This window comes from Candidatus Uabimicrobium helgolandensis (genome assembly GCF_041508025.1).
Taxonomy (GTDB): Bacteria; Planctomycetota; Uabimicrobiia; order Uabimicrobiales; family Uabimicrobiaceae; genus Uabimicrobium; species Uabimicrobium helgolandensis.
On record NZ_CP165719.1, the window covers coordinates 3,377,176 to 3,400,813 of the forward strand.

Annotated in this window: 14 protein-coding genes; 6 read left to right on the forward strand and 8 right to left on the reverse strand. The window is 35.0% G+C overall.

Annotated elements, in window-relative coordinates:
- The first annotated feature begins 8 nt into the window (after positions 1-8).
- Positions 9-1,502: a histidine--tRNA ligase gene (hisS, locus tag UABHE_RS12380; RefSeq protein WP_372370623.1), complete on the forward strand. Its 1,494-nt coding sequence runs from the start codon at positions 9-11 to the stop codon at positions 1,500-1,502.
- Between the two features lie 105 nt (positions 1,503-1,607).
- Positions 1,608-2,753, forward strand: a complete 1,146-nt coding sequence (locus tag UABHE_RS12385) for a hypothetical protein (RefSeq protein WP_372370624.1) — start codon at positions 1,608-1,610, stop codon at positions 2,751-2,753.
- Positions 2,754-3,263: 510 nt separating this feature from the next.
- Here UABHE_RS12385 and UABHE_RS12390 read toward each other — a convergent pair.
- Complete coding sequence (locus UABHE_RS12390; protein WP_372370625.1) at positions 3,264-5,306, reverse strand: AarF/UbiB family protein; 2,043 nt, start codon at positions 5,304-5,306, stop codon at positions 3,264-3,266.
- 124 nt (positions 5,307-5,430) lie between these two features.
- Here UABHE_RS12390 and UABHE_RS12395 point away from each other — a divergent pair, with 124 nt between their 5' ends.
- Genes UABHE_RS12395 through UABHE_RS12405 form a run of 3 tightly spaced genes read left to right on the forward strand, consistent with a single transcriptional unit; the run spans position 5,431 to position 8,270 of the window.
- Positions 5,431-5,979: a hypothetical protein gene (locus tag UABHE_RS12395; RefSeq protein WP_372370626.1), complete on the forward strand. Its 549-nt coding sequence runs from the start codon at positions 5,431-5,433 to the stop codon at positions 5,977-5,979.
- Positions 5,980-6,020: 41 nt separating this feature from the next.
- Positions 6,021-7,451, forward strand: a complete 1,431-nt coding sequence (locus UABHE_RS12400; RefSeq protein WP_372370627.1) for a DUF4301 family protein — start codon at positions 6,021-6,023, stop codon at positions 7,449-7,451.
- Positions 7,452-7,463: 12 nt separating this feature from the next.
- On the forward strand, positions 7,464-8,270 hold the full coding sequence (locus UABHE_RS12405) for a hypothetical protein (protein ID WP_372370628.1): 807 nt from the start codon (positions 7,464-7,466) through the stop codon (positions 8,268-8,270).
- A gap of 721 nt (positions 8,271-8,991) precedes the next feature.
- Here UABHE_RS12405 and UABHE_RS12410 read toward each other — a convergent pair.
- The 6 genes from UABHE_RS12410 to UABHE_RS12435 all read right to left on the reverse strand — a co-directional run bounded on the left by UABHE_RS12410 (position 8,992) and on the right by UABHE_RS12435 (position 19,124).
- Entirely contained in the window at positions 8,992-9,651 is a 660-nt protein-coding gene (locus UABHE_RS12410) for an LETM1 domain-containing protein (protein WP_372370629.1), read from the reverse strand.
- Positions 9,652-9,665: 14 nt separating this feature from the next.
- Positions 9,666-11,180 carry an HD domain-containing protein gene (locus tag UABHE_RS12415; protein ID WP_372370630.1) on the reverse strand — a complete coding sequence of 505 codons (1,515 nt, stop codon included), beginning with the start codon at positions 11,178-11,180 and terminating at the stop codon, positions 9,666-9,668.
- Positions 11,181-11,271: 91 nt separating this feature from the next.
- Complete coding sequence (locus UABHE_RS12420) at positions 11,272-13,038, reverse strand: 30S ribosomal protein S1 (protein ID WP_372371606.1); 1,767 nt, start codon at positions 13,036-13,038, stop codon at positions 11,272-11,274.
- Positions 13,039-13,443: 405 nt separating this feature from the next.
- Positions 13,444-16,293 (reverse strand): tetratricopeptide repeat protein, encoded by a 2,850-nt coding sequence (locus tag UABHE_RS12425; RefSeq protein WP_372370631.1) that lies wholly within the window; start codon positions 16,291-16,293, stop codon positions 13,444-13,446.
- 123 nt (positions 16,294-16,416) lie between these two features.
- Complete coding sequence (locus UABHE_RS12430; RefSeq protein ID WP_372370632.1) at positions 16,417-18,549, reverse strand: ATP-dependent Clp protease ATP-binding subunit; 2,133 nt, start codon at positions 18,547-18,549, stop codon at positions 16,417-16,419.
- Positions 18,550-18,851: 302 nt separating this feature from the next.
- Positions 18,852-19,124 (reverse strand): hypothetical protein, encoded by a 273-nt coding sequence (locus UABHE_RS12435; RefSeq protein WP_372370633.1) that lies wholly within the window; start codon positions 19,122-19,124, stop codon positions 18,852-18,854.
- Positions 19,125-19,332: 208 nt separating this feature from the next.
- On the opposite strand from UABHE_RS12435, the gene UABHE_RS12440 reads away from it, so the two are divergent.
- Positions 19,333-19,467 (forward strand): hypothetical protein, encoded by a 135-nt coding sequence (locus UABHE_RS12440; RefSeq protein ID WP_372370634.1) that lies wholly within the window; start codon positions 19,333-19,335, stop codon positions 19,465-19,467.
- Between the two features lie 176 nt (positions 19,468-19,643).
- On the opposite strand, the gene UABHE_RS12445 is transcribed toward UABHE_RS12440, so the two are convergent.
- Positions 19,644-23,177: a PEGA domain-containing protein gene (locus tag UABHE_RS12445; protein ID WP_372370635.1), complete on the reverse strand. Its 3,534-nt coding sequence runs from the start codon at positions 23,175-23,177 to the stop codon at positions 19,644-19,646.
- Positions 23,178-23,638 lie beyond the last annotated feature (461 nt).

Sequence of the window (23,638 nt, forward strand, 5' to 3'; positions counted from 1 at the left end):
TTCACCTTATGACCCAAGGAAGAAAGTATAAGATCCAACCTCGTTTAATAAAGGGTTTTCGCGATATTTTTGCCGATACTTATCTTGCGCGTCAATGGATGATTGAGCAAGTTCGTTCTGTTTACGAAAAATATGGCTTTGTTCCCTTAGAGACACCAGCTCTCGAATATGTAGACAATCTAGGCAAACACATCCAAGAAACTGATAGCGCCGAAGAAGGAATTTTTTCTTTTCGCGATGATGATGACAAACTTATTGCACTTCGCTACGATTTAACTGCACCTCTTTCGCGCGTGTTTGCGCAATACAACGAACTAACACGTCCATTTCGCCGTTACCAACTAGGAACTGTATGGCGCGATGAAAAGCCAGGACTAGGTAGATTTCGCGAATTCTATCAATTCGATATTGATATTGTTGGTAGCAATAAAATGTCTGCTGAAGCAGAAATTTGTAGCGTAATTTGTGAGTGTATGGAAAAACTCAACATTAAACGCGGAGAATATTTAGTACGCGTCAACAATCGTAAAATTGTAAACGGAATCATGGAATCTTGCGGAATCGAGCATTCCGACAAAGAAGGTAATCCCACTTTTAAATGTCTAACAACACTACGTGCTATTGACAAACTTGATCGTTTAGGTATGTCAGGTGTTATAGATTTGTTAGGTAAAGGACGCAAAGATGAAACTGGGGATTTTACAAAAGGTGCCGAGCTTTCTGCATCGCAAATTGATTGTGTGCAAAAATACTTAAGCGTTTCTACTAAAAAACGCGCAAAAACTTGCGACGAGCTACTTGAGATCGTTAAAGATAGTGAAGTAGGTCAAGAAGGTATAACTGAACTTCGTCAAATCAATGAGATTTTATGTTCGTTAGAAATAGATGAGCAGCGCGTTATTTTTGATCCAACTATTGTACGTGGACTTAACTACTATACCGGACCAGTTTTTGAAACCGTCCTTACTTCTTGTAAAAATGAAAAAGGAGAAGAGGTTGGTTTTGGCTCTGTTTTTAGTGGTGGACGTTATGATGGACTTATCGAACGTTTTACTGGGCAAAAAGTCCCAGCAACAGGAGCTTCTATTGGCCTAGACCGTTTACTAGAAGCATTAAAAGTAAGTGGACGCATTAAACAACGTAAAGCCACAGCCCAAGTGTTTGTAACAACCATGGATAAAAGCTTAACGGCAGAGTACCATAAACTAGCTCGTAGCTTGCGCGAAGCAGGACTAAATACCGAACTATTTATGGGAAATGGCAAGTTAAATAAGCAACTTAAGTATGCAGATCGTTGGGACATTCCCGTTGCTATTCTTCTTGGTAGTAATGAGCTGCAAGAAAATACAGTAAGCATAAAAGACTTGTACCACGGTCGTGAAATTGCTTCAGAAATAGCAGATCGCGAAGTCTGGCGTAAAGAACAACCCGCGCAAATCACCGTTTCAAGAGATAATCTTGTAGAAGAAATAAAAGGTATTTTGCAAAAGTACGGCTTATAAAGCTAAAATTCTCTACAAAAACCCCAGTAAAAAAAAATGAGTTAGAACGCAGACGTGTTCTAACTCATTTTTTTTACATTCTAACGTATATTTGAGTACCAGCGTATGAAAAATAAAACTACAAAAAAAATATTGTTGATATGTATTGCATACATCTCTTTCGAATTGACGTTATATGTTGGAATTTTGATTTTAACAGGATACGGATATTTACCTAAACCAATAAATTTATTATCATCAAAACATAAAAAAGCGCTAAAAACAGTAGCATCCCAAAAAAAGAAACAATACACTACTTTCGATCCTATTTTAGGTTGGACGGTTGTCAATAATGGCAGAGCAAAAATGGCAACAGCAAATGCCCACGGAATACGTAGTAAAAGAGAATACTCATTGGTTCCACAGAAAGGTATTTATCGTATAACTACGTTTGGAGATTCTTTTACTCACGGTGCTGAGGTAAATAATCAAAACACTTGGCAGGTTCAAATGGAAAGAGATAAAAGAAAACTAGAGGTTTTGAATTTTGGTGTTAATGGTTACGGTCTCGATCAGGCATACTTACGCTATTTACATAAAGGTTTTAAATACAAAGCCAACGCGGTATTCATTGGATTTATGCCTGAAAACATTTTTCGAGGTGTAAATACTTTTCGACCTTTTTATTACCCTTCGACGGGAATTGTCTTTGCAAAACCAAGATTTATTTTCGAAAAAAATAAATTTACACTAATTGAAAACCCTCTAAAAAAAAGAGAAATGTATAACGATTTATTGGCCAATCCTCAAGAAATATTAGCTAAAATTAGTAAATACGATTATTACTATAAATATCGCTATAAAATAAGCGCATATGATATATTGCCTTCTTTTAGATTGATCAGGACTCTCAATAGCGGAAGTGGTAAAAAAAATATCATCAATAACGGTTCTTATAACACAAAACACGAAGCATTTCTCATTGTGAAAAAAACATTCGATATTTTCTATCAAGCAGTAATTAAAAACAACTCAAAAGCAATTATTCTTTTGTTTCCTGATCGCAAAAATATTTTACAATATCGCAAAGATAAATCAGTAGAGTACAAACCATTGATTAAATATTTTGATACTGTGGGTTATAAATATATTGATTTGATGTATGCTTTCAGCGAAAGAAAAATGGAAAGTTTGTTTTTGCACTCTCATTATTCCCCTTTGGGAAATAAACTAATTGCCCGATATATAGTAAAAAAGCTAAAACTCAAATAATTTCCACAGCAGTATTGCAGATGTCAGCCCAAAGATAAATCGCATAGTTGTTAAATTACTAGGAAAAAAACTTATGAAAACGAACAATTTATAATAGGGCGTGTCATCATTCAATACAGATAAAAATATAACGGATTCATTTAATGATACGCCAGTAGTATTGAGCCCGAGCCCGTTTGCGAGCCCGAGCCCGTTTGCGAGCCCGAGCCCGTTTGCGAGCCCGAGCCCGTTTGCGAGCCCGAGCCCGTTTGCGAGCCCGAGCCCGTTTGCGAGCCCGAGCCCGTTTGCGAGCCCGAGCCCGTTTGCGAGCCCGAAAACTTTTTGAGAGCGACAGAAAGTGATTTATTGGTTCAATACTAGTTTTTTGCGATGGAAAAAGAAACTTTGCTTCTTTGATAAATTGTTAGTGAAAGTTTCAGAAACGGGCTCGGGCTCGAAAAAACACACAATATTTTGAATGATGACACGCCCTATTATAAATTGTTCGTTTTCATAAGTTTTCCTGTAAATCTACGCCTTTTTTTGTAAAAGTAGGCGGTGTAATTTCATAATTTTTTTCTCTGCTAGCTCAGTTAAAATATTAAGCTCCATGCGCATAAGTTTATGAAATCTTGGATCAAGTAATTCTGCAAGCTTCTTTTCATTTTTGTCGAATTGACTTTGGAAAAAATAATAAGTCTTTAACAAATCTTCCGAATGATTGTTAATTTCGACAACTTCAAAATACGGATCACTATTTGTAACTAGTTGTTTTACAGAGGCAAAACCAAGTATAGGAGCTTTCTTTAAAATATCGTTAGAAGTATCTTTGTACTTAGTTCCTTCAATAAAACGACTGTCAGCATTGAGAACTTGTATATAGAGTTTTCCCTGGTCTTTTAGTTTGCTACTACACCACGCAAATAGTTTTTGAAGTCTTAGATCCATTAATCCTGCACGACTTTCAAACAAAGTAGCCATATGCACTAAAATTTCGATGATAATAATAGCATCAGCAAGAGGGTAGGGTGTTTTTACTACATTATCGAAATCTTCCCAGCTGGACCACACACAATCGAGATTTTGCTCTGCACATATACGCTGTTCTGTTTTACTAATTGTAATTCCCAGAACTTCGGCTCCGCGATTTTTCATTTCCCCTAACATTTGTCCACGGCCACATCCAACATCGATAACAAAGTGTCCCTTTTCGAGACCTATTTGTTTCATGGTAAATTCATTGCGATTTTTGTAGGCTTGTTGAATGCTACAATTATCTTTAAATAGTGCTGTTGAATAGCTTCCAAAGTCTTGCATTAATATTTTTTCAACCTCTTCTGGAAGAGAGGTATATTCTGCCATATCCATTTTTTTCTTACGCGTGTTTTCAATCATATCGAAATTTGGATTCAAATGAAGTATATAACCTTCAACAGTAATAAGCGTTAAAAACATTTTACTGGTATTGGGTTTCAGTTGTAATTGATAGCGCGAGAGTACTTGCACTAGTTCATAAAAGACAACAGAGAAACCTTCTTGGCTATGACTGAGTGCTTTAACTATTTTGTATAATTCTTCTAATAGTTGATCTTTATTAAAATCTTTTTTGCGGCGTTTAGGATGAGGTATAATGAAATGATCGATAAAATATTCTGTTGCAAAATGGTAAAAACCTTCTACTAACGAGAAATAATAAGTAGTTAAGTGATTGCGATCGATAACTGGAAATTCGTGAACAAGGCCAAAATCAATAAGAACCAATTCACCTTTTGCATTCCAAAAAAAGTTACCTGGGTGCAAATCAGCATGGCATAAACCTTGTAAAAAAATCATCGAATCCATGAGATTGTCGACACGGCTAGCAAGCTCTTCTCCTGGAATATTGAGTTTTTCATATTCATAAGGTTGAATAGCATCGACAAACTCTGTTACCATTACTTGGCAACTAGAGTATTCGGGAAAAACTTTTGGAACCGTAAGGTTTGGTTCATCCGCAAATAGTTCTTTAAAACGCAAAAAATTATCTGTTTCATGGGTGAGATCTGTTTGAGTTATCAGTAAATCTTCGAGCTCGTTGACAATTCCAGGCAAATTAACCATACGTATTTTTTTTACTAAAAACTCACATATATTTACTGCCATACTAAGAAATTTAAAATTTTCCTGCACTTGTTTTAAAATATTAGGACGTAAAACCTTGACCGCAACTACTTCTCCACTATGTAACTTAGCTTTATATACTTGGGCAACAGAACCTGCAGCAATAGGTTCTTCACTAAATTCACAGAAAATATCTTCTAGCTCTTCAGGTAAATTTTCGCGTAATATTTTACGCATAATTTTTTCTTTTTCTGGTGGAACATCATCACACAAAGTAGCAAGTTTTTCGGTGTATTCTTCTGGTATAACATCGCGACGTGTGCTAATCACTTGTCCCATTTTTACGTATACGGGACCCAGTTTAACTAGAGAATTACTAAGAATTTGTGGAAATTTTGAGCGTCGTAGATAAAAAGCAGATGCCCCGATTGAACCGTACCATAAAAATTTAAAAGTAGATTTTACAATGCCCATGATGTGTTCCTTGCTACTAGTTTTTTGTTTTTTGTTTGATTTTCAGGATAGATCATATTGTAATAAAAACAACGGCTAAAATAAATACCCTAAGAAAAAAAACATGAGGAGCTTTCTATAAAAAATGGAGAAAGCATTTAAAAAACATAGAGCATCAGGTCTTTTATACCTATCTATTCTTACAATATTACTTAATATTGTAACCATAACTTATATTTACGAACAGAGTTATGCATTTCGCGAATTTATCCACGAGAGAATGGCTTTTTTAACTCCTGTGATTAGTCAAGTAATTTCACGATATAGTTATTTTTATGAAATAGACATGCAGTACGTAGTTTTTCTATTATGGGGAATCATTTTTTTAAGTTCAGTTATTGGATTTATCGAAACACCTCAAAATCCATTACTACCAAATCCTCTTAATTTATTTTTAACAATAGCTATTTGCACTGTTTTTTGTCTATTTGTTACTGTTGTGTACTACTGGCCTTACGATACTATTCGTATTGGAAGCTTATTTGAATTTTATCGCGGAAATGCAGAAGAATTTTCTAATAGCGTTATTTATATAGTGAATATCCTTACAATTATTTATCTTTACGTGTTTATCATAAACCGCTTATATTTATGGTTGCAGCAAAAAGATAAAATACAAGTGAGAGAAACATAGGTTATTAATACGTTCATTTAAATCCATAAAACGGAGACACCATGCTAAATGAATCCGACATTCTATTTCTAAGAAAGCATGATATAGCTATTAATGATGCAAAACAACAACTAGAATGTATAAATAAAACACAACCTTATTTAACTTTAAGTCGCGCTTGTGCTTTAGATGATGGAATAAAAAAAATAATAGACACAACCCCTCTTCTAAAATCATGGCAAGAAGCTAATTCAGCTCTTTGTATAACGAAATTCATACCGGCTTCAGGGGCTGCAACAAGGATGTTTAAAGAGTTGATTTCTTTTATCGACTCCCCAGATAATCCTTCTTCAAAGATAAAATATTTCTTCGATAATATTCAAAAATTTGCTTTTTTTGAAGAAATTCCAAAAGAAAAACTCGAAGATCGTTGCGAAACTTTAAAGTTTTTATTAACAGCTGAAGGTCTTAATTACACTCAACTTCCCAAAGCAATGTTATTATTTCATAAGTCCCCTGAACCGCGTTTTGCATTTGAAGAACATTTATCAGAAGCGGCAAATTATATAGAAAAAGACGGTCATTGCCACTTACATTTTACTATTACCAAGGAACATTTGTCGATCTTTCAGCACTTGATCAAAGAAAAAATGATCACATGGGAGGAGCGATGGAATTGTAAATTTAACATCAATTTTTCCTTTCAACAACATGCCACAGATTCATTATCAGTAAATGAAAAAGGGCAATTATGGCGCGATGACGAAGGAAAGCCATTGTTACGTCCCGCAGGTCATGGAGCTCTTATTCGTAATCTCAATAAAATTAACAGCGATATTGTAGTATTAAAAAATATTGATAATGTTTGTCCTGATCACTTGAAAGACACTACTTTTTTATGGAAAAAAGTACTTATTGGACTTTTATATAAACTTCAAAAACAAAGCTTTGCTTTTTTGAGAAAACTACACGATAATCCAAATGAAACGGAAAAAAAAGATGCCGAAACCTTTATTCGCGATTCTTTGAATGTCGACATTCAAGATACGCAAGTATCCGTAGAAACTTTGATTTCCTTATTAGACCGTCCAATACGCGTTTGTGGAATGGTTCCTAATACAGGAGAGCCAGGAGGAGGACCGTTTTGGGTCGAAGAAGAGTATGGTAATAGCTGCCAAATTGTTGAAAAAATACAAATTGCTCCTCAACAGCTTGATGTTATGAAAAATGCTAGCCATTTTAATCCTGTAGATGTGGTATGCGGATTAAAAAATTGGCAAGGAGAAAAATTTGATCTACATCATTTTGTAAATGAAAAAGCGTTTATCGTCGTGGAAAAATCACATCAAGGTAAGTACCTTAAATCTACAGAACGCCCTGGACTGTGGAATGGCAGCATGCATTATTGGAACAGCGTCTTTGTCGAAGTACCCATCACTACTTTCACTCCAGTAAAAACCGTTTTTGATTTGCTCCGCGACGAACACTTATAAGGATAGTTGAAAATGGTACGATTGTTATTGTTAGTTTTACTTACAATATCGAGTTGTAATACAAATAAAGAATCACTAGCCTCAGATTCACACAGTAAAGAAGAACCTCCTAAAGCAGAAATTTCTGTAAATATCGTAAATGAAGCACAACTGTCAGAGGAATTACTACAGCAAATTACTAAAAAAATTCTATATTGGACGCCAAAAGTATACGCTTATAATTATGCTGATCCTGGACCTGTTACATGTATTTTAACTAATAATCGTGGAGTGGGTACTTATTATAGAAGAACAATTCATTTGCCTGCTTTTTTTCGTCCCCAAAGTATTGTTGAAACCTACATTCATGAACTTGGGCATCATGCAACAGGCACAAGGTCTCGTATGTTTTTCAAAGAAGGAATTGCTACAGCGACTTTAGAGGTAGTGTTAGAGGAAGAAAATCAAATACCAGATACATGGCCTCAGTATGGACAAACAAACGACAATTGGGCACGACTTCTGTTAAAAAAGAAAGCAATGGTTCCACTTGAGGAATTGATAAATTGGGCAGGCTTTCAAGGTGGTTCTGACGCTGGTGATTTTGGTTCATGGCAAGTTTACACAATAGGTGGCTCTTTTATAAAATGGTATATCAGTAAATATGGATATAAAATGTTTCGCGCATCATTTCGCAACAGAAAATTTCACAAATCGCATAGAGAGTTAGAGAAAGAATGGAAAAACTTCCTAGGAGATGTAAGCAAGATAGACTTTTACCCTGGTGATTACTTTCCTCGTTTGTCTCGCTATGATTACTTTATCGATCGCTTGCAATAGTTACAAATGCAATACTTCCACGAGCGAAGTTCGACTGTTGACTTGGTCTGAGATACTTATTTTATAAATAACGAGGGCGTGTCATCATTCAATACAGATAAAAATATAACGGATTCATTTAATGATACGCCAGTAGTATTGAGCCCGAGCCCGTTTGCGAGCCCGCGCCCGAAAACTTTTTGAGAGCGACAGAAAGTGATTTATTGGTTCAATACTAGTTTTTTGCGATGGAAAAAGAAACTTTGCTTCTTTGATAAATTGTTAGTGAAAGTTTCGGAAACGGGCTCGCAAACGGGCTCGGGCTCGAAAAAACACACAATATTTTGAATGATGACACGCCCTAAACCAAACTAAAAATAGAGAATTTTGTCGTTCGCGATAATACGAAGTAAGGTATTCTATCGGTAGAAGTAGGAGGGCGAAATTCCTGGAAGTTTAGCCCTGAAAGAGTGAAATAGAAATAAGTTATTCCGTCCTTTCAGAGCTAAACCATTTTTTTACCACTGTACCTAGTGGCTTCGCCCTAGGCTAGAATATATAGCACTTTCAGCATTCTTAAGTCAACAGTAGTCGAGCTTCGCCCTCCTAATTCTAAATGCAGTAGTGATTTAGCAACTATGCGATTTCTCTTTGGGTTATAAATTCTTTAAGTCAACAGTAAGTTGAGCTCAGCTCCTTCTAGCTCGCTGGTTGATCGCCTTCGGCTATATTTTTGCACTTACTATTCTCGTTTCTCTTCTGCCTCTTCTTTCGAGTCTAGTATTTCGCGCATACTTTCCTCAACCTCTTTGTGTAGATCCAGAGAAATTTGAGCATCTTCGTCTATTGGAACATCGTCACCGTTACCCAAGTCTTGATTTAAAGCATCTTCTCCATATTCTTCCGTAACTTTTTCTTTGAATGATGAAGGCATTAAATCCCACGGCAAAGCCTTTGCTAAAAGTGGTAAAAGAATCATTCCCCCTGGAAGTAAAAAGATACCAAGTGCTGGAACTGTTTTTATTATATCTCCAAGTTGTTCTTTCGTCGCTTTTTTTTCTTCTTCAGAAAGATTGTGTCCCTTAGAGTATTTCCACAATGCTAGCAACATTTCATTTGATTCGCCTAACTCTTGACGAACTTTTTTCCAATTGTCACGTAAAATACCTTTTAACCACGGATATCCAACTTCTGCACGATATTTGGCGTCGGCTAAAAATTTAGTTGTGTTGATAACAGACGACGCCAACATTTCAACGCCTTGGTATATTATATTACCTGTAGTTTCAACTGCTTTTCCAGCTACATTTCCTACAGAAACAGCAGTATCCACAACAGTAGATACTGATTTTCCGGCAATATCACCAGACTTTTTGAAAAACTTAGAAAAAAAATTAAACATACTCATCATTTACCTCATGTATAAACTTCAAATGTTTTTTCTCGGATCACAGTTACTCTTACTACACCAGAATATAAAATTTCTTTACCAATAGATATAGCTAGCTCTTTTGCTATTTTTTGTGCATCATGATCATTTATAATATCTGGTTGAACAATAACGCGTATTTCTCTACCCGCTGAAACAGCATAGGCATCTCGAATTCCTTTGATATTCTTAGTAAGGGATTCTATCTTTTGTAATTTTTTTGTGTACTTTTCAAATGTTTCTCTTCTTGCACCAGGTCGTGCTGCACTAATAGCATCAGAAATACTAACAATCGCGGCATATGGTTTTTCTGGAGAAGCATCTTCATGGTGCTCCACAATACCTTCGATTACTTGAGATGCCTCATTTTCATCCTTCAGAATTTGTTCGCCTAAAGAAGAATGTCCACCTGCTTCTTTATGATCTACAGCTTTACCTATATCGTGTAAAAAAGCTCCTCTTTTACTAAGGGACTGTGAAAAACCCAATTCTCCGGCAATACGCCACGCAAGCATGGCAACTTCATATGAATGAGCTAATATATTTTGCCCAAAACTCGTACGATATTTTAATTTTCCCATATGCCAAGCAAGTGATTTTGAAAAATCGAGTAAATCTATTTCTTCGCACTTTTTAAGTACGAATTCTATTGTTTTTTGTTTGTAATGTTCGCATTTTTGTATAATACAAGAATAGAGATCTTCACTATTATCAATAGTATATTGTATAGTGTCGAGTAATACCTTTCTCGCTATTTCTCGGCAATAGCCATCTGATTCATTGATAATAACGATACTATCTTTAAACTGTAACGACACACCTAATAGTTCGTTTAGAATATGTTCGTTGTCTTTTAAAAAGCTTTTCGTTTTTTTATCGTTTATCAATAAACTATTAGGATAAGAATCATTCCAGTGACTAAAAACACTACGCTGCACAATTGATGAAAGCAAACGTTTTACAATTTCTTCTGAATACATACTTATGTCATCAGCAAAGCGGTTCAATAAAATTTGCTTTTCTCCGTGAAGTTCTCGCTGAGTGTTTTGTAATATATATTTTTTTATTTTAGCAATATCATATTTTTTTACTTTGAGTAATGCTTTTTTGTGTTCTTTACAGATATCTGATAATTTATCATTTAAATAATTAAAAGTATCTATTTTATTTTGAACTCTGGATTTTTTGTCGAAAAATAGTTGCTCTTTAAGATTTAAATACTCTTCGCGATTTTTTAATTCCATCTCTTGGTAAGTAATTTGTTCTCGTAAAGATTGAATATTTTGCTGGTATTTTTCAGAAACAACTTTTTTCAAATGTTCATATTCTTTTATAATTGATTTTGTTTTTTCTTCGCCGATATTCTTTTTCTTTGCTATCTTTTTTGCGCAAATACTCTCAATCTTCGTTTTTATCTGTTGAGAATATGATTGCTGACGTTTGTATAAAAGCCAAGAAACTATATAACCTAGAATTGAACTTAAGAATAGTAACAAAATCATTTAAAAGCGTCCCATAATAAAAATAGCGCACCTGCTTCGTAATCGAAGTAGATGCGCTTTTATAGACAGAAAAAAAGTTAAACAAAAACGTTTACTCTTCTTTTTCTTCCTCATTTTGTTCAGCAGACTCTTCGCTCTCTTCAGGAGCATCAGCGCTTTCTGAACTACTATCTTGGACTTGATTTTCTTCTTCTTCAGAATCAGATTCAGATTCTTCTTCATCAGATTGTGCTTTAACTAGAGATAAACCAATTTTTCTTTCTTTTTCGTCTACTCTTAGTATTTTAACTTCCACTACATCACCAACTTTAACTACTTCGTTAGGTGATTTAATTTTCTTATCTGTAAGCTCTGATATGTGAAGTAAACCTTCTAAGTCTGTTTCTAGCTCGACAAATACACCAAAGTTTGTTAGTTTCGTTACTTTTCCACTAACAGTATCATCTACTTTGTATTTACCTAGTATTTCATCTTGCCATGGATCTGAATGAAGTTGCTTCATTCCAAGCGCAACTCTTTTGCGTTCTTGATCAACCTCTAAAACTTGAGCTTGAATATTGTCACCTTTTTTCAACATTTCAGAAGGATGACTAATTTTCTTCGTCCAACTCATGTCAGATATGTGAAGAAGACCATCAATACCTTCTTCTATTTCGATGAACGCACCATAGTTAGTTAGGTTACGTACACGTCCTTCGATAACTGTTCCAACAGGATATTTTTCTTCAACAAGAGACCATGGATTGATTTCTGTTTGCTTCATTCCAAGAGAAATTTCTTGTTTTTCTTTGTTGATATCCAAAACAACAACTTCAACTTCATCGCCGATATTTACAACGTCTGAAGGGTGATTGATTCTTTTTGTCCAAGATATTTCAGATATGTGAACCAATCCTTCTATACCATCTTCTAGTTTTACAAAAGCTCCGTAGTTCATTACGTTTACTACACGGCCTGTAACTTTCGACTGGATTGGGTATTTCTTTTCGATGTCTGTCCAAGGGCTTTCGGTTTTTTGTTTTAAACCAAGTGCAATTCTTTCTTTCTTGCGATCTAGCTTTAAAATTTTAATTTCGATCTCATCATCAATAGAAACGAGTTCTGATGGATGACTAATACGTCCCCAACTCATATCTGTAATGTGAAGAAGACCATCAATACCACCTAGATCAACAAATACACCAAAATCTGCAATATTTTTGACAACACCTTTTCGAACTTGTCCTTCTTCAAGTTCTTCTAGAAGTTTCTCTTTCATCTTCTTGCGTTCTTCTTCGATGAGTCTACGTCTAGAAACAACTATATTCATGCGTGTTTGATCAATCTTGATGATTTGCGCTTGCAGGGTGCGCCCGATGTATTCAGAAATATCGCCTGTGCGACGTATATCAATTTGAGAAGCAGGTAAGAAAACCGGAACGCCAACGTCGAGTAATAATCCACCTTTGATTTTGCGGATAACCTTACCTTCAACAAGATCACCCTCTTTTTTCGTGGCAATAAGTTCTTCCCAACCCTTGATTCGGTCAGCTTTCTTCTTAGAAAGTACTACCGTTCCCGACTCATCTTCGACGGCTTCTAGAAGTACAGAAACTTCTTCACCAATTTCTGGTGGAGTGTCAAATTCAGAAGCAGAAACTTCACCTTCTGATTTATAACCAACATCAATGACCACTACATCATTGGTAACATTGATCACTTTACCTTGCACAATTTTATCAGGTTCGAATTCTTTTGTTGAATCATCGTACAACTGGGCCATATCTTCGCTGGCAATTTCACCCATTGCTTCAGCAACTTCTTTTTCCAAAGTATCTTGTTCTATAGATAGTCGCTTAACAACATCTTTTTGCTTCATTATCATAAAATGGAACTCCTCTGTTCGATGAATTTGCTAAGTCCCAAACCACTTAACTTTACACCAGATACGCTCTAGTATATAATTCATCGTCACAAAAAAAATAGCTATTTTTTTGCTTTTATAAATTTAAGGATTGAAATGTCAATAAACATTCCAAAATGCAGATTTTATAGTGGTAATAGAGATTTTACTCCAAACCACTGTCCTTATATTCCTTGGCTCTTATACTTAAGATAGTCTTCTGCCATTTGTTTCTGTAAAAAGAAACTAAATTTGGGCCAAAAAATTACAAAGAGAAAATACAAAAGCATAAAAATTACTAAAAACTTTAATAATTTTTATGCCTTGTTATTACACGTTATGATAAATATATTTTGTAGATTTTACAATAAAAATATATTTTTATTTTACTTTTTCGTGAATTTTTTTTGCTCTTGAGTACCCAGGTTTTAAATCGAGTGCAGACTCCACGTGCGATTTTGCTTCAGATAAATTACCTAACTTCAAATAGAGCTCTGCTATGTCTGTATAAAGTACATGAACATTTTCTTTTGGCTTCAAAGCAATTGCTAATTTGTAGGCAGAAATAGCTTTTTGCCATTGTTTTAAAGTAGTAAGAACTTTACCACGTTTGATTTGAAACTTAAGATCAAATGGAAAAACATCCAAAGCCTCTTCTAACCATTTAGAAGCTGTTTTATATTTTTGTTGGCTAATATAGTGATCTGCTAATTCTATGCGCAATTTAAATTCATTTCCTTCTTTGTCTAAAAATTGCTCAATTTCTCGAAAATATTTAGCAGTTTGTTTACGAGCTTTATAAATCTTCGCTAATAGTAAGTATGGATTGCTAGGACCTACATAATTTGGAAAACTTTTCTTGGCTTTTTCTAAATACGCTTCCGCTTGTTTTATATTTTTTTGGTTTAAATACATAATACCTAAATACAAGAAGCTATAGAAATTCTTACAACCTAACTCTTCAGCCTGTAGTAGTAATTCCTCTGCCTTTTTATATTTTTGTCGGCGGTAAAATACTCGACCCAATATTTCGTAACCATCTACATTTTCGGGATCTAGTGCTAACACATACCCTGCGTTAATTTCAGCATCTTTTAATCGACCACTTTGCAAGTAAGCGATGGCTAATTTTTTGTAAGCTTCAACATCCTCTGGATCTTCTTCGGTGTTGTCTTTTAAATCATCTATCTCTCGTGATGACACAGCGGTCATTAGATTCATTTTTCCAAAAATGTTTTTCTTAACCCACTCAAGGAAATATTTATCGAATTTTTCGTCATCTAATCCTGTTACTTCCTTGATAATTTCAGCATCTTTTTTACCTTTTTTATACAAAGCTAACATTTCTTTGATTGCAGAAAATCCATAATTATTGCGAATAAAATGACATAGGAGTCCTGCTTGATAGTAGCACACCACAACCTCTAAAGCATATTTAGGCCTAGTAAACCCAGCGTTTAAATCTTTTATACCACGCATTAAACCTGAATTATATACAGTCCACAAATCTTTATCGCGTTTACGAATAACAGAAGGATTACGGTCTCTTTCAAACATTTCAGAAAGCCCCTCTGTAAACCAACGTGGTATTTTGTGATCTGTCATTTGTAATGTAAACGCGTGGCTAAGTTCGTGCCAACCTACAGATGCCCAATTCATTGTACCTAGTTTCATTGCTTTGGGAGATAATTGTGCTAATACTTTTCCAAAACATACACCACTTGCAGCGATCATAGACAAACCAAGTACTCTTACTGAAAAATCTTTGGTTTCAGGATAAACCTCCCATAGCATTGGTGTTTCAGGAACAAATCCATATATTTCGGACATTTTTTCTATAGATTTTTCCAAATGTTCACTAAGAATGGGAAACAATACATCAGCTTCGCTTACATGTAAACGTATACGGAAATTTTTAGTGTGATAAACTTTGAATTCTTTGAATTTTTCTAAAAGTAACAACATATTATGCGTTTGTACGTGAAAATTATATTCTTCGCGTACTTTTTCAAAATGTTTCTTGGCTTCATCTTCTTCACCAGTTCTCATTAAATTTGAACCAAGTTCAATGTAGGCATCCCATAGAAAAGGATTCAATTCAATGGCTTTTCTTTGCATTTCAAGAGCATGCGCATATTGGAAATTCTGCGCCAAGATAACCCCTGACAAGTGATAAAATTCACCATATTTAGGGTTTATCTTAAATACTTTCTCTTTAATTTTTTCATATTCAGCCATATTTTCTTTTAAATGGTAATATGTTGCTAACCACGACAGTGATTCTAAGTGATTTGGATTGATTTGTAGAGCTTTTTGCAATTTTTTGTACGCACGGTCGTATTCACCATCAGAAAGATGAACAGCAGCGCTTACAGTGAGTGCATCAGTGTAGTTGGGATTTATTTCTAATGCATGATTTATTGTCGGCATAATTTCTGGGCGTTTAGCGTAATTTTTTGTACAATAAATTGCTTTTGCATGTAGTAGCTCTGGGTGGTGAGGATTCAACTTTAAAACACTACGAAGAGTAGAACTAGCATCTACAGTATTATAAGCCTCTAAAAACAAGTGCACCATCTCTATATATGCAGGAAAATACAATGGGTCTTTTTCGATAGCGCCATTATCATAATCAGTGTCTGAAAGAATTCCATTAATAACAACTTTTAAAGTATCACTGCGATCTACTTCATCACTATTCATCGCGTAACCGCGACATGCAATTGCTATACCAACTAGATCCTCAGCAGAATAATCTTCATCTGGATCATAGTTATCGAAGATATCACCAAATAACTTTAAAGCTTTCTCTTTTTTGCCAGTCAACATGTAATGTTTAGCAAGACTAACGCTAATAATAATACTTTCTTCGTCTATGATATACGCAGAGATAAAATTTTGATATGCTTGTGGGTAATCACCTTTTATTTCAAGTATCTTTCCTGTAAGCATTAAGCCGCGAGCTGCCTGCTTTTGCTGCGGAGTATTGCCATATTTTTTGGCTAGGGAAAGTGCCTTGTCGTATTTACCGGTTAAACGATAAGCTTCAATAAGACCTTCGACTCCCAATGTCGATTTATCAATATCGACAAATTTTTCGAAAGTTTCAATTGCAATTTCATACGAACCTTTCTCTAGCAAATCCTTTGCTTTGATTGCAAGAGTTTGATCGTTCGCGTGTATGGGTATCAGCAAACATATAGCAATAGAAACAAGAATAAACTTTCTCATAAATACTCCTTTGATAGTATTATAAAACTGTTTTGCTTTCTTATAAAAGGTTCAAAGAACCAGTGGTCAATTGTAGTTACAATTGTTTTATTCGAAGAATCATCAAATATAAAACAACTCGTATCAAATTAAAATATAATCACCTTCACTAAAGTCTACGCAAATTTCGCTACTCTGAGGAATTTCACCTTTGAGTATTTGTTTGGCAAGCATATTTTTTATACGGCGTTCCATTACTCTTTTAAGAGGTCTTGCTCCAAAAACCGGGTCAAAACCTTCTTCGGCAAGATGCTCTTTTGCATTATCTTTTAGCTTAAGTTGGAATTGGTGATCTTTTAATAAATTATTAAACTTTTGCATTTGGATATCAATGATTTGCTTGATATGCTCTTTTTGTAGAGGCTTAAATATAACTATTTCATCAATGCGATTAACAAATTCTGGTCTAAAATATTTAAATAATTCATTATCTATTTTATTTTGTAAATTTTGGTCTATTTGGCCGCCTGCTTCTTTTATGTAATGGCTACCAATATTTGATGTCATAATGATAATAGTATTTTTAAAATCTACTTTTCGTCCCTGCCCATCTGTTAAGTGTCCATCGTCGAGCAATTGTAAAAAAATATTAAATACATCAATATGCGCTTTTTCTATTTCGTCAAAAAGCACAACCGAATATGGACGTCGACGTATAGCTTCTGTTAATTGTCCACCTTCTTCAAAACCTATATAACCAGGAGGAGCTCCAATAAGACGACTAACACTATGTTTTTCCATATACTCTGACATATCAATACGTACTAAAGCATCTTTTGTATCAAATAAAAATTCAGCTAAGGTACGAGCAAGCTCTGTTTTTCCAACCCCTGTAGGACCTAAAAATAAAAAAGAACCGATTGGTTGTTGAGGGTTTTGTAATCCTACGCGACTTTTGCGCACAGCATCTGCTATATAACTTACTGCCTCATCTTGTCCAATTACTTTTTGCTTTATTTTTTGCTCCATGTCAAGTAAACGTTCTTTATCACCTTGCAACATTTTGTCTATAGGAATACCTGTCCACGTTGCTACTACATTAGCAATTTCCTCTTCGCTTACTTCTTCTTTTAACATTTGGTGATCACTCTGCATATCTTTTAAAAGAACGCTCTCTACTTCGATAGCTCTTTCTTTGTCTGGCATGCTCTGGTAGCGAATTTTTCCTGCTAATTCTAGGTTTCCATTTCGGCGAGCAAGTTCTTCTTGAGTTTTCAGACCATCAAGCTCTTTCTTAAACTTACGTATGGCAAGAATTTTTTCTTTTTCTTGCTGCCACTTATTTTTCATCAAATCTGATTTTTGCGTGAGTTGCGCTAGCTCTTTCTCTATAATTTCTGAACGCTTCTTTGAGGCTTGATCTTTTTCTTTTTTGAGCGCCTGTCGTTCAATTCTTAATTGTAAAATCCTTCGTTCGAGAACATCAATCTCAACAGGCATACTATCTATTTGAATCCGTAAACGGCTTGCGGCCTCATCAATTAAATCAATAGCTTTATCAGGTAAAAAACGTTCACTTATATAACGATTAGACAATGTAGCAGCAGCAATAGTTGCACCATCAGTAATGCGTACACCGTGATGTATTTCATAACGTTCTTTTAAGCCACGCAAAATTGCAATAGTGCTATCTACCGAAGGTTCTGAAATATATACAGTTTGAAACCTTCTTTCTAGCGCCGCATCCTTTTCAATATATCTTCGATACTCATCTAGTGTTGTTGCTCCTATACAACGAAGCTCTCCTCTAGCAAGAGCTGGCTTTAACATATTAGCTGCGTCTTGTGCCCCTTCAATCCCACCTACAACAGTATGCAATTCATCGATAAATAATATAATCTCCCCATTTGACTTGTGAATTTCTTGTAATACCGATTTCAATCGTTCCTCAAATTCACCGCGGTACTTTGCACCGGCAATTAACGCTCCCATATCTAGAGAAATTACTTTCTTATTTTTTAGACCTTCAGGTACATCTTCATCAATAATTCTTCTTGCCAATCCTTCAGCAATAGCTGTTTTTCCAACACCGGGCTCACCAATCAAAACAGGATTATTTTTGGTACGACGAGACAATACTTGCATAACACGTCGAATCTCGTCATCTCTTCCAATCACTGGATCAAGTTTTCCTTTTTGAGCTAGTTCAGTTAAATCTGTTGCGTATAATTGCAAAGCATTGGTATCTCTATTTGGATTGTTATTTGTTGATGGCATGTATTTCCTCCTCTTTCTCTTGTTGAAAGTTCTATAATTTTTGATCTTATACTAAGGAGTGCCCTAAGATCAAATTTAGAATAGGAAGTAGATTTTACAACACTAAATTTAGTTTTATTTTAGTATTAGCAAATTGCTTGCCATTTTTTAGAAAAGAGGAGTAAAATAAAGAAAGAGAATTAGACAAGTACTCCAAAGTACAACTAATTCTCGCTTCTCTAAAACATGCTTTTTTATTAAATTTTGTTTTTTGTATGAGGGGTTGTGTGTGTATATGAATTTATATGTTATTATGACATAGTTTACTTATTTCTGTATCTTGTTTTCTCTAAGGTAACCAATTCATTCCAAATACGCTGTAGATCAGATAATTTGTCTAAGTATTGCTCTTTGTATGTTTGAAATTTATAAGAGTAAGATTCTGGATGTTCTATGGCTTCTTCTAAGCACTCTTTATCATCCCATAACTCTTCAAGAAGTCTTTCGCGAAGAGTTAATTGTAATTTCTCAATTAATTGTCTAATTTGTTGCCCTTGTTTCGGATTTATCGACATGTCATTGTCATGGATCCCCACTGTTCACGCTTCCTTTCTTCAACTATAAGTCGACAGCCGTTTTATTCCATTAGCTAAGTCACCAACCAAAACTATTCATAAAATGAGTAGCTTGTCAGGCTCTGTAGAGATATCTGAAAATGTTATGTAAAGTAGAAACGTTTAGCTTGCCTAGCGAAAAATAGTTAGAGAACTTCACGCCATTTTTGTTTTATTGAAAGGCAAAGCTATGGCTGTTTTACCGCGCACCGATGTAAGTATACCACTCCTGCAAGAATTGTGGCACTATAATTTAAACGAACTTCCATTACCAGGATATAATCCTAGTTTAAATTGGCAAATATTGTTACAAGCTGCCAATTAAAAATATGAAAGAAGTTTCTGCTCTAACAGTTATATCCTTCACATTCTTTTTTGAATAGCTCAAGTTGCTATTCTAAAAAAAATCATTTTTAAATAGCAACTTGAGTTTTATTTTTTAAAGACAAATAAGTCAGGCTTTAATATTGTACTAGATTTATTCCAACATTTTTGTAAAAGTTATTCTAGCATTTTTTCTATTTTAGCTAAAACACCTTCTATTTTTTCGATTAAAGCATCATCATCTGTCTCAATAGATTGTACGAAGTATAGAAATTCTTCTTTTTCTTCATATTCCCAGTGGCGTCTTATTGAAGAATCATAACGCATTATTTCTTGCACTGAGTTTACAAATGCTTGTGTTCCTTGATCCTTACTTACTTTTGATAAATGCTCAATAAGCTTTCTACTTGAGAATTTTGCAAGATAACCAATGGTTTGTTTTTCTTTTAATGAAGATTTTTCAGCATAACGATAACCGCTGTAAACAATCACACCTTTAGCTTCAGGATCGATATACAAGTGAAACTCTATTTTACCACCTGATTCGTAAACTGTCACTAAATGCTCTGGTATTTCTTGTTCCCCAACCATAAAACCATAGTTATATTCAATGTTGTCGTATGTAGAGGTCTTACTTGTTTCTGTAAGAACTATCTTTTTCAACAATTTCAAGTCAACGTGCAATACCTGAGAGCCTTCTCCAGATTCTATTTTAGTATTACCTACGTAAGTTTTATAGCTGCTAAACAATACTTTTAATTTACACTCTTCGCCTATCTTTATAGGAGTATTTGTGTAGAGTTTATCATTTATAAAAACTTTAAAAGGAGTTATTTTCTCTAAAGTATTTGGTTCAACTCCTTTTATAACTAGAACTCTTGGTTCGTTTTTTTCTACTTTTACTTGCTCTTTTTTATCTTCAGTAGGTTTCTCAGTTTTGTCACCAAGTGTCAATGGAATTTTTAATTCAAATTCCATTGTTCCAGGTTCGATAAAAACTTCATTTTCACCTGTATAAGAATATCCTTGTTGTTCTACAGATACTTTATACCTACCAGGCTTTATCATTTGGCCAGGAATAACAACTTTATTTGTAGTAATATTGACCATTTCAATTTTAGCATCTGGATAACCTGAGGCAGGAGCTACATCATAGATATACTTAGCACGAAGCTTTCGTAAAGTAGACTCAAGAACGATATTGGCAGCAAATATTTCTTTATCGCTAGTGACTTCGATTTCTTTTTGGTACATCTGGTGACCAGATGTATACGCGACAACTGTATATTTCCCTGGTAATATCTTAAAGTCAGGTGTGAACGAACGATCATTGATTGTAAGAATGTCTACTTTAATAGGCACTTTAGAATCTGCATCGCTAAACGCTTTTAAATCAATCGCTACAGGTACAATTTTCTTTTCTTCAGGTTTAGGAACTAATGAAATTTCTATTTTTTGCGCATTATCTGATGGTGCAATTTGCACATCGGAATTAAAAACTTCATAGCCTTCTTTTTCACAAGAAATAGCATATTTCCCAGGAAAATAACCTGTCGCACCGGCTTTTTGTCCATTCATTTTTATTATATATTCGGATAATGGTTGTTTTGTTTTATCATCTGTGACAGCAAAAGTAACAACAGTGTTTTTAACGTTCAATAAAACTTTCACTGTTTGAGGTTGAACTCCCATATCAATATATATATCTCTTTTCCAAGATTCATATCCATTCTTTCTTACCACAAACGAATAATTATTCCCTGGCATAAGTGTACCTGTAAAAACTTTATCGTTTGCAAGAATCTCATCCGCTTGTAGAACCTGATTATCAGGATAATTAGCATGTATTTCTACTAATACATTCCGTTCTAGTACGGTTAGATTTTCTTCAAGAATAAACAAATCAGTTGTAGCAGGTACTATTATTTTCTTATTGATAACTTTATAACCTTTTGCTTGGACAACAAGTTCATATTCTCCAGCAGTAAAGTTATTTCCAGCGATGTCTACACCATTCAAGGTAGCCTTGTCAGCTTTGACACTATAAGGAGTTTGCGCAGCGTAGTTACTCATTAATTTAAGTTCTATCGCACATTTTTCGACTTTTACAACATCAGTTTCGTTACCTGTGTTGGTTTCGTTGCCTGCATCGGTTTCGTTGCCTGCATCGGTTTCGTTGCCTGTGTTGGTTTCGTTGCCCGCATCGGTTTCGTTGCCGGTGTTGGTTTCGTTGCCCGCATTGGTTTCGTTGCCGGTGTTGGTTTCGTTGCCGGTGTTGGTTTCGTTGCCTGTGTTGGTTTCGTTGCCCGCATCGGTTTCGTTGCCCGCATCGGTTTCGCTGCCTGCATTGGTTTCGTTGCTTATGTTGGTTTCGTTGCCTGCGTTGGTTTCATTACCTGCATCAGTTTCGTTACCTGTATCAGTTTCGTTACCTGTGTTGGTTTCGTTACCTGTGCTGGTTTCGTTACCTGTGTCAGTTTCGTTACCTGTATCAGTTTCGTTACCTGCATCAGTTTCGTTACCTGTATCAGTTTCGTTACCTGCATCAGTTTCGTTGTTTGCATTGGTTTCGTTACCTGCATTGGTTTCGTTACCTGCATCAGTTTCGCTACCTGTATCAGTTTCGTTACCTGCATTGGTTTCATTACCAGCATTGGTTTCGTTACCTGCGTCAGTTTCACTACCTGCATCAGTTTCGTTACCTGCGTTGGTTTCGTTACCTGTATTGGTTTCGTTGCCTGCGTTGGTTTCGTTACCTGCGTTAGTTTCACTACCAGCATTGGTTTCATTACCAGTGTTGGTTTCGCTACCTGCGTTGGTTTCGTTACCTGCATTAGTTTCACTACCTGCGTTGGTTTCGTTACCTGCATTAGTTTCACTACCTGCGTTGGTTTCGTTACCTGCGTTGGTTTCGTTACCTGCATCAGCTACATCTATTTTTTTAGGGAGTTTTTCCAAGTTTGCTTTGTATTTATAAGGACTACCTGCCCCTTCAACTTTGATAGTTTCCGAAAAACTTTTATACCCTTCTAATTCTAGCTGCAACTTGTGAACTCCTGGAACTATCTTATTTCCAAGCAAGGTGTTACCATCTACAATTACTTTTAAATTTGCAGTGTTTAATTTTTCGTTTTTGCTGGAAACTTCTAAATGAAAGCTTCTTGGCAACACCTTCAAATTAAAATTTAATCGTTCACTTTTTTGGCCAATATTTATTTCGCCGCGATGTTCAATTGTTTCATATCCTGGATGTGTAATACTTAAACTATATTTTCCAGGCAAAATAGTCAGTGTTGTTTCTTTGAGAAGTTGTTCTTTGTCTTCTATCTTCAACAACACGCGAAGTTCATCTTTTGACAAAGGAGCAACCATATATTTTACCAAAACTTCAAGCTCACATAAAATTTGTTTCCAGCTAGGTTTTATAGTGTGCTGTTTTGTCTCTTTGGTAATAACCAATTGTTCTTTTATCGTTTCGTAACCATTCTTCTTTAATACAAGTTCATAGTTACCAGGTTTAAGTTTTGTTTCTTTAATATTTGCGAGCTTTCCATCAATATAGATCTCATCAGGTACAATAGATCCCTCAATAGAAACACTGTGTAAATTTTTGGTATTTTTTGAGTTTTTGCTATTTGGTATTTGCATTTCACACGAAACTAAAAACACAAATAGACTCAGTATTACCCAAAAATTGTTTGAAAAATTCATTATATTCTTCCTTTTAATTTTGTAATGGAAGTACAATTTGAAACATAGGAAAAATGTTTTGTGGCTGTCTTTAGACTTGGGGAGATGATAACATTTTCATGGAAAAAGGGGCAAGAAAAATTTAAATTCGAAAGTATAGTATAAAAAGATTTGTAGAGAGGTAAGGAGTGGGGGTTTTTATTTATGTAAGTCAAGGGGCTTTAATAAAAGAAAATGAATACCGCACTGTATTACCCAGTGCAGTGGAAAGCGTATGCTCTAGCAACCCTAGCAACGAACTGTTTTTCATCGAGAAAAAACATTTAAATATAGGGCTCAAAATAATTTACCTACTGATCTCTTTTATTTTTTAACATCGCTGCTTTTTAGCCGCAACACTAAAAAATAAAATTTAGCTGTTGGATAACTATTTTTACTAGATTAGTATACTTGCCACTGTACTAGATTTACAGTAATGGGTA